This window comes from Rhizobium sp. L51/94, from assembly GCF_019355555.1.
Classification (GTDB): domain Bacteria; phylum Pseudomonadota; class Alphaproteobacteria; order Rhizobiales; family Rhizobiaceae; genus Rhizobium; species Rhizobium rhododendri.
Genome location: NZ_CP072141.1, coordinates 2371633 through 2383952, shown reverse-complemented (window position 1 = coordinate 2383952; position 12320 = coordinate 2371633). Strand labels below are relative to the sequence as shown.

Below are 12320 nucleotides of genomic sequence, written 5' to 3'. Positions count from 1 at the left end.
TGTCAGTGATTATGTCGTACAGCCCGGAAACTGCGAGCTAAAACGTCCGGCGTTAATGAGGATTTCGGGTTGGCTAGAACCGCTGCGAGCGTGGGAAACGGTGGAGTTACAGATGACAATTGAACACCTTGCAGGTGCGTGGAAACTCCTAGGCGTGCAGTTACCTAATGGATGGAAGGTTGTAGAAACGGTCGGATGGGATCCTTTAACTGGTCTTGGTAGCGATGCATATAATGGCACCGGCGGCAATTTCTCTGTACCTTACATTGTTGAGAAAGATGGGCGGCGCGCTTTCTTGAAGGCCATAGACCTTACCTCCGCTATGCGATCGGTAGACGTTTTAGAGGAACTCCGGCAAATAACGTCTGCCCATAGTTTCGAAGCGCGGATTTTAAAAATCTGCGAGGGTGAAAGGATGGACCGCGTCGTGGTCGCGCTCGAAAGCGGGCAGGTTTCAATTGGCACCAACTTGCAAGACACCGCGCCTTACCTGATTTTCGAACTGGCAAACGGCGATGTAAGACGACGGGTCCAGAAAGTGAACGACGCACATCGCCTATCTTGGTGGCTCCATGCGATGCACCAAATTGCGGTAGGCGTCCAGCAACTTCACTCTCGGCGGATAGCGCATCAAGATTTGAAACCATCTAACGTGCTGGCGTTTGGCGATAAGCGAGACTTCCGAGTGGCAGACCTAGGCCGCGCGATCTGCGATGGCACGGCCGGTCCATACGATGAGCTTATTTTCTCGGGGGATTTTGGCTACGCTCCTCCTGAAATCCTCTACACACAGATCGACCCAGATTTTGCCATGCGACGCTTGGGATGCGATCTTTACCTACTGGGTAGCATGATATTTTTCTTCGCGACCGGCTTCGGTTGCACCCAGCAGCTCGTCTCGCGGTTGGCTCCTTCTGAGAAGCCGCAGACTATTCGCGGGACCTGGATGGGCAGCTATGTATCCGCACTTCCGATAATTCAGCATCACTTCACTGATCTTCTCGCTGAACTGCACAGCTCCCTTGATCCGTCAGTTGCTGAGGATCTTACAAAGGCCGCATCTGAGTTGTGCAATCCCGATCCTGTCTTCCGCGGCCATCCACTGAATAGGGTCGCGGCAAGCAATCGCTTTTCTCTTGAGCGTTATGTCGCTGTCTTTGACCGACTTGCAAAGCGCGCCGATGTGGCACAACGGATGGCCAGTTAAAGTGATCGATAATGACGACCAGTCAGATCGGCAAACTATACCTCGTTGGCTCTCCATCAAGCAATCTCGTCTACTCGGGGAACTTGGATCAGCGACACGAGAGTCCTCAACATTGCGTAGCAACCTTGTAAGGGATGCAACACACTTCCTTGATGCTGAGTTTATGAGGGCTGCTGACAGATGGATTGCGAGTAGCTCGCCAGAGGATGCAGAGGAGCTTATTGGCCTCGCGTTACTTTCCGATCGTCTTGACGATCCTAGAGCCGAGCGCGCGGCGGTGTCGTTGATCGAGCAAGATTTTTATGATGACGCTAGACTGAGTTTCGTGCGTCGCGTACTGGCTCGGGGCACCGGAGATGATAAGAATCTTCCATTTGAAGAGGCTCAGATTAGAGTAGAAATAGCTACGCGAAAACGACTACTTGAATTAAATCCACGTGATGCGTTACGATTAGCTGAATCTGCGCTGTTGTATGCAAGCATAGGGCAGGTTTCCCCTGCTCGATCTTTGCTTAAAAAGGCATTAATACTTCGTCCGGATGATCGCTACGTACTTCGTGCGTCTACTCGCTTCTTTATGCATATGGGTAAGCCTGACGAGGCTCAAAATATTCTTATGAAGTCACCCTTAACGCTCTCTGATCCGTGGCTTCGGTCAGCGCTCTTCGCCGTTCAGGCTGCATTTGGATGCGATCCAACAGGTTGGCGCAAGGCAAAATTTATCCTTGGAGATGCAAATTTCTCATCGAGGGATTTGTCCGAGCTAGCTGTCCAGATGGGAAGCATGGAATACGACGCCGGATCCCGAAAACAAGCTATTCGCATGCTTCGGCAAGGTTCTCTAAGCCCTACCGAAAACGCTATCGCGCAAATTGGATGGGTAGCTCGGCACAAGACCGATTTCAAAAATGCAGAAGTTACCGTAGATGTCTCACTTTCTCATGAGGCGTCGGCCTACATGGCATACGAGAACTCAGACTGGGAAAATGCAATATTTGAGTGTTCAGCTTGGCGGAAAGTCGAGCCGTTTAGCGTACGTCCAGCGATCTTAGCTACGTTCATCGGTTGCGTTTCCATGGAAGCGCTGGAAGGGGCCGCAATGATCGGTGCCTACGGACTACTTGCAAACCCCAAAAATAAGACCCTCCTCAATAACCAAGCTGCAGTTAAAGCACTGCAGGGCAAGTTCGATGATGCACGTCAACTCATTAGCAGGGCACATGCAGCGCAAGGCGATAGCGAAGACGAGATCATCCTATTAGCCACCGACGGCCTCATAGATTTCCGTGAAGGACACCACTCATCCGGAGTTGAAAGATATTTGGCAGCAATTGATAATGCAATCGACGCAAAAAACCACAGTCTAGCGTTTCGCGCTGTTTGCTATTTTACCAGAGAAATTGCGAGATTGGACAGTGAGCAAGGAGCTTCTCTGTTGTCAAAAATAGACGACACTATCAAACAAGCAACACAGCGAGGGCTGACTGTGCCCAAAGATATTGGCGTTATGCGGGAGCAGATAGCAATGAGTGTTAAGATCGCGAATCTGAAAACACTGGCTCTTGCTTCCGTCCAATCACTTAAGTGGGACGATTTTATTGGCGATGCGAATTAAACAGCGATGAAGACTGGTCGTTCGGCATGGGGCGGGCGCAGTTCGTGACGGGTGAGCTGGCCGGCTAGACCAGAGACGCCAGCCTCTGACCACGCAAACGATTGAACCTTCTTCGATCTGCTGCGTTCTTGGGGCATCAATCACTGAGGACCTACGCATGAAAAATCTTGTCATCATCGCCGCCACTGCCGCCGTTGCATTCGCCTCCGTTGCGGATGCTGCGCCAAGGCACAAGGGCACCGGCGTTGTCGCCACCCAGCCGAAGGAGCGGCTTGGCACGCTTTCCTGCACGGTCGCCGGTGGCGTCGGCATGATTCTCGGATCGAGCAAGGCTGTCAGCTGTGAATTCAAGCAGCGCAATGGCAAGGCCGAACACTATGTCGGCTCGATCGGCAAGCTCGGCATCGATATTGGCGTTACCGGCAAGGCGTACCTGAGCTGGCTCGTCTACAACGTCAACCCGACCCGCACCGGTGAAGGCGCACTGGCCGGCAACTATGTCGGCGCTTCCGCAGGCGCCTCGGTCGGCATCGGCCTCGGCGCGAACGCGCTGGTAGGCGGCTCTTCCAAGAACTTCGGCCTGCAGCCGCTTAGTGGCGAAACCAGTACCGGCCTGAATGTTGCAGCCGGCGTCGCCCAGCTCAAACTCCGTCTCGCCAAGTAATATCAACGCGCTGTCCGGAGCCGATGCACGGCTTCTAGCGGCTGGTTCACGAAGGCCTTCGCTTTTCGAGCGGGGGCCTTTTTCTTGGTAGTGGACACGAAACCCCTGCCTACCGTAAGGCGTATCGTCCCCCTAATCAGCCGAGGTGCACCGTGACGTCAGTTCTCATCCCGGACTTCATGCTATCCGGCGCCTCCGACGCCCCCTACACCATACTTCTCGCCCACGGTGCCGGCGGACCGATGGATTCGGGCTCGATGTCGGCGGCATCAGATGCGTTGGCTACAGCCGGCTTCAGGGTCGCCCGCTTCGAATTCGCCTACATGGCAGCCCGACGGATGTCAGGCGTGCGCAGGCCACCGCCGAAGGCAGAGATGCTGATGCAGGAATATCGCGCGGCGGCGACGGCACTCGGGGCTCAGGGTCCGCTGATCATCGGCGGGAAATCGATGGGTGGACGGGTCGCCAGTATGATCGCCGACGAACTCCATGACGACAAGGCGATCATCGGCCTCCTCTGCCTCGGCTACCCCTTCCACCCGCCGGGCAAGCCGGACAACCTGCGGACTGCTCATCTGCGGCAGTTGCGGACGCCGACGTTGATCTGCCAGGGGACGCGCGATCTTCTGGGCAGCCGCAACGAGGTTTTGCACTATGACCTGTCGGACAGCATCGAGTTGCTCTGGCTCGAAGACGGCGATCACGACCTGAAACCGCGCAAGACGATTTCCGGCCATTCCGCTGCAGAACATCTGGCGACGATGGCCAAGGCTGCGATGCAATGGGCGCAATCCGCAGCAAGCTTGCAATAGCGACCTCCGGCGCCCGTCGAATTCGCCCTGTCGGAACCAAGTGGCCGGATTAATATGGCCGGTGGCGATATCTTCCTGCGCACCCTGTTGCCGAACTCCACATCGGCGCCACTTTCCTCAGCAAAAACCCCATCGGTAGCGAGGAATAAACCGTTGAAGACTATCGGCCGCGCCCTGCTTTTGTTCGGGCTTATCCTGCTCGTCGTCGCCGTCGCAGCATGGGCGTCGCTGGCCCTCTGGTATCGTCTACCCTTGCCAGAGGTATGGCGCGCCGTCTGTGCCGGTATCTTTGCCTTGGGCGGGCTTGCTACGGTCGTTGGCCTGTTCGGCCGCAGACGAGCCTCATGTCTTTCGGCATTCGCGGTCGCCTCCGTGCTTGTTATTGCCTGCTGGACAACGATCACGCCCCCGTCCACCGCAGACTGGGCGCCCGATGTGGCGCGTCAGGTTACGGGCAGGATCGAGGGTAACCAGCTTACGCTCAGCGATGTGCGGGCGTTCGACTGGCGGAGCGACACAGATTTCACCCCGCACTGGGAGAGCAGAAGCTACGATCTCGGCACGGTCAGGACGGTCGACCTGTTCATGTCCTACTGGTCGGGGCCGCTGATGGCCCACATGATCGTCAGCTTCGGGTTTGCCGACGGGCGGCAACTGGCTTGGTCGATCGAGGTCAGGCGCCGAAAGGGCGGAGCTTTCTCTCCGATCGCCGACCTGTTCAAGAGCAATCCACTTGTGATCATCGCCGCCGACGAGCGCGACGTGGTCGGCGTGCGCTCGAACGTGCGCGGCGAGGACGTGCAGCTCTATCGGATGAATATCTCCCCGGCCGGAGCACGGGCACTGCTGCTGGCCTATGTGGCCGACGCCAACGCGCTTGCCGAAAAGCCGAAATTCTACAACTCGCTGACGACCAACTGCACCACGGCAGTTATCCAGATGGTGCGGGCTGTGGGCGACGCCCTGCCCTTCGACTGGCGGCTCATCGTCAACGGTTATGTCCCGGATTATGCCTACGACCAGAAGGCTCTCGATACGCGTTTGCCGCTCGAAGAACTGAAGCGACTGTCGCATATCGACGACAAGGCCAAGGCCGACGGGCTGTCGCCCGCGTTCTCCGCCCACATCCGGGAGGGCGTGCCTGCGCCGTTGCCGCCCGACCAGACCCCGTGAGACTGGATTGTCCCTGGTGGCACACCGCAGGCCTCGTGAGCGCCTTCAAGTCCTGAATCACGTACCTCTCAGTCTGAATCCGCAAAGTCGGCTAACCATCGGCGCCTGCTGTATTCTTCAGATTTGCCATCAGGCGCTCGCACAGGTTCCCAAACCCGCCTATGAGGGATCCTTCGGCAACTATCATGAAAAGGTCGGCAATATGGACACCCCCTGGAAACAGCCGGTTACCCTTGCGCTCGAAGGTCCGGAAACCTTTGTGACTATCGCCACGACACAGGCAGCATCCTGGGCAATGATCGAGGATTGGCCACAGGAGGACGGTCCGGCGCTCGATCGGGCGCTACTGATCTGCGCCGAAGTGCGCCAAGGCAAACGCACCGACGAGGACGCCCGCAAGGCATTTATCGCCGCCGCTATCGAGGCCGGCATCGCCATCCAGCCGTAGACAAACCGTGAAACAGCAACGTTCGCCTCTGGCCAAGCCGGCATGTCAAGATTGTCGAATTGTCGCAGGGCTCCATGGACTAACGGCTTTGCAGTTCTATATGGCCGATCATACCGGACCTCTCAAAGCATTGGCTTTAGTGTGATTTGTCGGGATGCTAAGCAAGGGAGTGATCACCGTGGGAACGATCCTGATCATCGTAATTCTGGTTTTGTTGTTGGGTGGCGGTGGCGGTTATTATGCCCATGGTCGTTACGGCGGACGTGGCCTCGGCGGCGTGCTGGGCCTGGTGTTGCTCGTCCTGATCGTCTTGTGGCTGCTTGGCGGCCTGCACGGCGGCGCAGTCTAAACCTGATTGTTGCGCCAGGCTCCTTGCCGAAAGGTCCGGGGTCTGGCGCATCGGTGCCACGGCGAGCGCTGTCAATACGAAACGTCCATCTGAGATCGCGGAGATTGCTATGCCCTCGTCATCGATCAAGACAGTTTGCATTTATGGCGCCGGCGCGCTGGGAGGCGCCATCGCGACGCGACTGGCCAGCGGAGCCTTGGCGGATGTCGCAGTTTCCGTCGTAGCGCGCGGCGCTCATCTCGATGCCATCCGGCAACACGGGCTCAAGCTCTGGACGGCCGGCGCAACGGAACCGCTGACGGTCCAGGTGAATGCTACGGACGATGCCAGCACTTTAGCGCCGCAGGACCTTGTCATCACTGGCCTGAAAGGCCATCAGCTTGGCGCGGCAGCGGCAGGTATCAGCTCCCTCATGCATGCCACCACCCGCGTCGTCATGGTGCTGAACGGCATACCCTGGTGGTATTTTCATCGGGACACCCAGAGCAAGCATGCAGAGACGCAGTTCGAGGAACTGGACATCGGCGGCGCGCTGTGGCGCTCGATTGGCCCCGACCGGGTGATTGGCTGCGTTGCCTACCAGGGCGCCGAAGTCACGTCGCCCGGAGAAATCCATCTGAGCAACGACGGTCGCTTCGTGCTTGGCGAACCCTCAGGCGAAAACACCGCCGACCTCGAGGCGATTACCCACCTCCTGACATCCGGCGGCCTCAATGTCAGCACGACGCCCCTGATCCGCAACGAGATCTGGAGCAAGCTGATGGGCAATGCGGCCTTCAACCCGATCAGCGCACTGACGAGGGCGAGGATGTCGGACATCATGGCCGACCCGGCGCTCGCCAACATGGTTTCGCAGGTGATGACGGAGGTCAAGGCGGTGGGCGAAGCGCTCGGCGCGAGTTTCACGATGTCGGTCGAGCAACGGCTCGAGCAGTCGAAGAAGATCGGCGATGTCCGCACATCCATGCTGCAGGACCTGCTGGCCGGCAAGCCCCTGGAGATCACGCCGCTCGTCGGCATGGTCGTATCGTGCGGTCGCCTTTCAGGCGTGCCGACGCCGACATCCGAGGCGATCCTCGCTCTCGTCACGCAGCTCGACCGAGAAAATCGCCGCTCTTCAGGCTGACCCCGGTCGCCACGCGCGGCCTCTATTTTTATGAAGTCTTTATTCTCGGCCGCTCGGGCTCGTATGGCTTTCCTACGGAGCCCGGCATTACCATCGCTGCATCGATTGCAGAGGTGAACCATGCCCCACGCCACCTGGCCCAAGCGGCCTGACCCTGCCGAACCAGATCGGCTTGCCTGCTCATGAGCCAGACCAACCGCCGTCGCCTGCGGGCGCGCCGTACGGCAATGATCATGCTTGTCTTCGGCATCGTGCTCGGCAGCGTCGAGATCGCCATCCTGTTTTCCTATCTGTGAGCGTCATTCCCATGAGAACGATTTATCTCGACAGCGCCGCCCGCAAGCGGAGCATCGGTGGCGCGATCACATCGCTCATCACCCCTTTTCGCGATGATGCCATCGACAGCAACGCGTTGATGGACCATGTGTCCTGGCAGATCGCCAGCGGCATCGACGGTCTTGCTGTCTGTGGCCTCGCCGGAGAAGGTCCCGTGCTGTCGGATCACGAACGGCAGACCGTTATTGCTATCTGCGTGGAGACGGCAGCGGCCAAAGTGCCGGTCATTGCAACGACGGGCAGCAATTGTACCGCCAAGACGATCGCAGCGACCCGGCAGGCCCGCAACGCCGGTGCGTCTGCGGCGCTGATAACCGTCCCCTATTATTCCAAGCCCACGCAGCGGGGCATCCTTGCCCATTTCGAAAGCATTGCCGACGCCACCGATCTGCCTTTGATCATCGATAACAGGCCAGCCCATGCAGGGATCGACCTCACGTCGGTTACGATCGAAAGGCTTGGCGAAATCGGCAGTGTCATCGGCATCTGCGACGGTGGAGGAGACATCGGCCGCCTCGGCGCGTGGACGGAGTTGCTGCCGCGACGTGTCGGTCTCTATACCAGCAATGACGCCGTAGCCCTCGGGTTTGCGATGACAGGCGGTGCCGGTTGCTTTTCTGACGCTGCCAACGTCGCGCCGCAGATGAGCGCGGCTGTCCAGCACCAAGCCGCCGCCGGTAACCTCGCGGCCGCTCTCAGCCTGCAGCAGCGCTTGCTTCCGCTGTGGCAGGCCCTTGCTGCCGAGAGTATCCCCGCGACCCTTAAACAGGCGATGCATCTGGACGGCAGGCCTGTCAGCACGGCGGTACGCTTGCCGCTGGTCTCGGTCGAGCCAGAGACGGAGACTGCTATCCGCGACGCGCTGACCCTGCTCCATGGCCTCGAGCACAAGCCCTGCACTGTTGTCCACGACCTCCAGGGCAGGTCTATGAGGATATGAGATTTTAATATTCCGGGCTGTCGCCCGAAATGGAAACCCTATGCCTGCCGGCATACATTCATAACCGTGGCGCAGCGCCGGTAGAATACCGGCCGATGCCAGACAAAAATGCCTGAAAGGAATGTCAATGCCCCGCTCCAATACCCAACGCGACGAAGCCGAACCGCTCCAACGTCGCTCGACCGGCTCGCTTGCCGCTTCGTCCGCTGCCCGCTTCCTGGTCGGGCGCGACGGTCACGGCGGCTGGATCGTGCAGGACCGCCTCGGACGTATCGGCGGTCTCTTCGCCAACGAGACTGCAGCGCTTCACTTTGCCCGCGAGGAATGTGACCGCAATCCTGCCGAAGTCTGCCAGTTGCCCGAAAATATCGTGCTCGGTTTCGACGGGTTGGAAATCAAGTCCTTCACTAGCCATTAAGTTGCGTTGATAGGTTCGAAACGCGTCCGACTCCATTCTTCCTTAACCACCTGGTGGATATTTTGGTGTCGGACGCGACATGAGATGACCGAGATGCCAAAGCCAGCCTTCCGTTACACCCATTACGATCTGGGCGACCAGCGCGCAGAGACGACGATTGAAATCACCCTCTCTGCCGTCGCCAATGTCAGGCTGATGACAGGTGGAAATTTCCAGCGTTTCAAGGAGACGCTCAAGCATCAGTTCGTCGGTGGCGTCGCCAAGAAGTCACCGATCCGCCTCACCGTTCCCGAGACCGGCCACTGGCATCTGGTGGTCGATATGGAAGGCCACAAGGGCCTCGCCGAATCGAGCGTCAAGCTCATCGAGAAGGCGTTGGCGCCGCGCATTCAGAGGGCTGCAGCGGGGTAGCCGACGGCGCCCGGTTCACTCGCCGGCCCGCTCCTTGCGAAGCTTTGCCCACCATTCCAGACGCTTCTTGATATCGCGCTCAAAACCCCGCTCGGGTGGATCGTAGAATTTCTGACGTCCGAGTTTTTCGGGAAAGTAATCCTGGCCTGAAAAGGCATCCGGCTCGTCGTGATCGTAGCGATAGCCGTCGCCATATCCCTCGCCGCGCATCAGCTTGGTGGGGGCGTTGAGGATATGCTTGGGCGGCAGCAGCGAACCATTCTCCTTGGCTGCCCGCGTCGCCGCCTTGAAAGCCGTATAGACCGCGTTCGATTTCGGTGCGGTTGCCAGATAGACGCAGGCCTGCGCGAAGGCCAGTTCGCCCTCGGGCGAGCCCAGATAGTCGTAGGCGTCCTTGGCGGCGTTGCAGATGACCAGAGCCTGCGGATCGGCCAGCCCGATATCCTCGACCGCCATGCGCACGAGGCGTCGTCCGAGATAGAGCGGATCCTCACCGGCGTCGAACATTCGTGCCAGGTAATAGAGCGCCGCATCCGGGTCCGACCCACGCACCGACTTGTGCAGCGCTGAAATCAGATTGTAATGCCCATCCTGCGCCTTGTCGTAGACGGGCGCCCTGCGCTGGACAATTTCTGTCAGGGCTGCGGTGTCGAAGACCTCGTCCGCCCGCGCTGCCCGCCATACTTCTTCGGCAAGTGTCAGCACCGCACGACCATCGCCATCCGCCATCCTGATCAGGCTGTCACGGGCGTCATCGGTCAACGGTAGCGGCTTTGCCTCCACCCGCTCGGCACGCTGCAGCAGTTCACGCAGGCTGTCCTCGTCATGGGCACGGAACGTCAGCACGCGGGCGCGCGACAGCAGAGCGGCGTTCAGTTCGAAGGAAGGGTTTTCCGTCGTCGCACCGACCAGGATGACGGTGCCGTCCTCCATGACCGGCAGAAAGCTATCCTGCTGGGCACGGTTGAAACGGTGGATCTCGTCGACGAACAGCAAGGTCTGGCGGCCATCCATGCGCCTCATACGGGCGGTCTCGAACATCTTCTTGAGATCTGCGACGCCGGAGAAGATGGCCGAGATCTGCTCGAAGGCGAGACCCGCCTCACCCGACAGCAGCCTTGCGACCGTGGTTTTGCCGGTGCCAGGCGGGCCCCAGAAAATCATCGATCCGAGCGAACCGCTCTCGATCATCCGCCGGAGCACGCCATCGTCGCCCGTCAGATGCTGCTGGCCGGTGACCTCGGCCAGCGTCTGCGGCCGCAGACGGTCCGCCAAGGGTCGCTTGCTGGCAACCTCTGCCGGGATCTGCGGAGCAAACAGGTCATTGCTCATCGGAAGAATTGCCGGATGCGCTGACCGTCCCGCTCGATCTCCACGCGCCAGATATCGGGTTCGCTGGCAGCAATCGCCGCGAGGCTCTTTGTGTTGGTGATCGGCGTGCCATTGACGGAGATAATGATGTCCTTCGGCTGGAAGCCGAGACGCGCAGCAGCGGAATCATCCTTCAGCTTTTCGACAACGACGCCTGCGGCCGTATCGGTCGGCATGTGCAACTCATCCGCCACGCGCGGCGACAGGTTGGCCACTGTCGCACCGGAGAAGGGATTGCTGCCAGTAATCAGCTTCTCCTCGCGCGGCTGCGTTTCGGGAGCGCTTGCCAGCGTCATTTTCGCTTCCCGCTCATTGCCGTTGTCGAGCACGGTCAGCGATACCGTCGCGCCGAGCCCGGCGGTTGTCAGACGGTAGCCGAGAGCATCGGGATGCTCGACGGATACGCCGTTGAGGGCGGTGACGACTTCGCCAGCCTTGAGACCGGCCTCGGCGGCGGGACCGTTGTCGGTGACCTTGGTGATCAGGGCTCCGCGAACCCGCTTCAGGCCGAGCGCATCGGCGACTTCGGAGGTCACCGGCTCAAAGGTGGCTCCGATGTAAGGGCGCTCGAAACTCTTGTCACCGCGATCGGCGGCAGCAAGGAAGACGCGCACGAGATTGGCGGGAATGGCGAAGCCGATGCCGTTCGACCCGCCGCTCTGCGAGAAGATCGCCGTGTTGAGGCCGATCAGTTCGCCTTTCATGTTTATCAGCGCCCCACCGGAATTTCCGGGGTTGATGGCAGCGTCAGTCTGGATGAAAAACCCGACCTCGTTCTTCACCTGGTTGCGAGCAAGCGCCGAAACGATACCGCTGGTTACTGTCTGGCCCACGCCGAAGGGGTTGCCGATGGCAAGCACGAGGTCGCCGACCTCGAGCGTATCGGAATTGCCGATCGGCAGCATCGGCAACTGCTCTTTCGTGTCGATCTTCAGCACGGCGAGATCGACCCGGTCATCCTTGAGGACCACCTTGCAGGGGAATTCGCGGCCATCTGAAAGGGCGATCTTGATGTCGTCGGCGCCATCGACCACGTGGTTGTTGGTGATGATCGTACCGTTCGCCTCGACGATGACGCCGGAGCCCAGCGATGTCTGCTTTTCGGTGCGGTTCGGCATGCGCTGACCGAAGAACTGCTGGAAGAAGGGATCCCCGGCGAAAGGAGACTGCTGGTGCACGACGCGTTCCGCGTAGACATTGACGACCGAGCCAGCCGTCTGCTTGACCAGCGGCGAGAAGGAAAGCTGCATTTCCATCTTGTTTTCCGGCACGGCCTTGGCCGTCTCGGCGTAGACCGGGGCGGGAAGCGTGACGACGAGCGCGAGCATAGGGATCGCAGCGCGTTTGAGCAAACCTTGCATGGGGAACCCTTTATAAAGTGTCTGTGGAGGCAACGTTGTAACCGCGAACGCTAGAAAGGAAAGAGGGCACAATCATGGAACTTCAAGCC

The 12320-nt window shown here is 59.3% G+C and carries 13 protein-coding genes; 11 read left to right on the top strand and 2 right to left on the bottom strand.

What is annotated here, in order from left to right:
• The first annotated feature begins 112 nt into the window (after nucleotides 1–112).
• From J5274_RS11770 to J5274_RS11720, 11 genes are all read left to right on the top strand, one after another.
• Nucleotides 113–1207, top strand: a complete 1095-nt coding sequence (locus J5274_RS11770; RefSeq protein ID WP_161990920.1) for a protein kinase — start codon at nucleotides 113–115, stop codon at nucleotides 1205–1207.
• Nucleotides 1208–1319: 112 nt separating this feature from the next.
• Nucleotides 1320–2822: a hypothetical protein gene (locus J5274_RS11765; RefSeq protein WP_142822303.1), complete on the top strand. Its 1503-nt coding sequence runs from the start codon at nucleotides 1320–1322 to the stop codon at nucleotides 2820–2822.
• Nucleotides 2823–2979: 157 nt separating this feature from the next.
• Entirely contained in the window at nucleotides 2980–3486 is a 507-nt protein-coding gene (locus tag J5274_RS11760) for a DUF992 domain-containing protein (protein ID WP_142822302.1), read from the top strand.
• Between the two features lie 179 nt (nucleotides 3487–3665).
• The gene (locus J5274_RS11755) at nucleotides 3666–4298 is read left to right on the top strand and encodes an alpha/beta family hydrolase (RefSeq protein ID WP_142823569.1); all 633 of its coding nucleotides are present in this window, start codon (nucleotides 3666–3668) and stop codon (nucleotides 4296–4298) included.
• 153 nt (nucleotides 4299–4451) lie between these two features.
• Complete coding sequence (locus J5274_RS11750; protein WP_224128468.1) at nucleotides 4452–5471, top strand: DUF4105 domain-containing protein; 1020 nt, start codon at nucleotides 4452–4454, stop codon at nucleotides 5469–5471.
• A gap of 202 nt (nucleotides 5472–5673) precedes the next feature.
• Complete coding sequence (locus tag J5274_RS11745; RefSeq protein ID WP_142822300.1) at nucleotides 5674–5919, top strand: DUF982 domain-containing protein; 246 nt, start codon at nucleotides 5674–5676, stop codon at nucleotides 5917–5919.
• A gap of 154 nt (nucleotides 5920–6073) precedes the next feature.
• Entirely contained in the window at nucleotides 6074–6268 is a 195-nt protein-coding gene (locus J5274_RS11740) for a DUF3309 family protein (protein WP_224128466.1), read from the top strand.
• 109 nt (nucleotides 6269–6377) lie between these two features.
• On the top strand, nucleotides 6378–7394 hold the full coding sequence (locus tag J5274_RS11735) for a ketopantoate reductase family protein (protein WP_142822299.1): 1017 nt from the start codon (nucleotides 6378–6380) through the stop codon (nucleotides 7392–7394).
• 307 nt (nucleotides 7395–7701) lie between these two features.
• On the top strand, nucleotides 7702–8670 hold the full coding sequence (gene dapA / locus J5274_RS11730) for a 4-hydroxy-tetrahydrodipicolinate synthase (RefSeq protein ID WP_142822298.1): 969 nt from the start codon (nucleotides 7702–7704) through the stop codon (nucleotides 8668–8670).
• Nucleotides 8671–8797: 127 nt separating this feature from the next.
• Nucleotides 8798–9088 (top strand): hypothetical protein, encoded by a 291-nt coding sequence (locus J5274_RS11725; protein WP_111220708.1) that lies wholly within the window; start codon nucleotides 8798–8800, stop codon nucleotides 9086–9088.
• A 93-nt stretch (nucleotides 9089–9181) separates the two neighbouring features.
• Nucleotides 9182–9499, top strand: a complete 318-nt coding sequence (locus tag J5274_RS11720) for a DUF1883 domain-containing protein (protein ID WP_142823567.1) — start codon at nucleotides 9182–9184, stop codon at nucleotides 9497–9499.
• A gap of 15 nt (nucleotides 9500–9514) precedes the next feature.
• Here the strand turns inward: J5274_RS11720 and J5274_RS11715 are convergent, their stop codons facing one another.
• Together J5274_RS11715 and J5274_RS11710 are read right to left on the bottom strand one after the other, a co-directional pair.
• Entirely contained in the window at nucleotides 9515–10831 is a 1317-nt protein-coding gene (locus J5274_RS11715; protein WP_142822297.1) for a replication-associated recombination protein A, read from the bottom strand.
• Nucleotides 10828–12231: a DegQ family serine endoprotease gene (locus tag J5274_RS11710; protein WP_142822296.1), complete on the bottom strand. Its 1404-nt coding sequence runs from the start codon at nucleotides 12229–12231 to the stop codon at nucleotides 10828–10830. The genes J5274_RS11715 and J5274_RS11710 overlap by 4 nt, the downstream gene beginning before the upstream one ends.
• Between the last annotated feature and the right edge of the window lie 89 nt (nucleotides 12232–12320).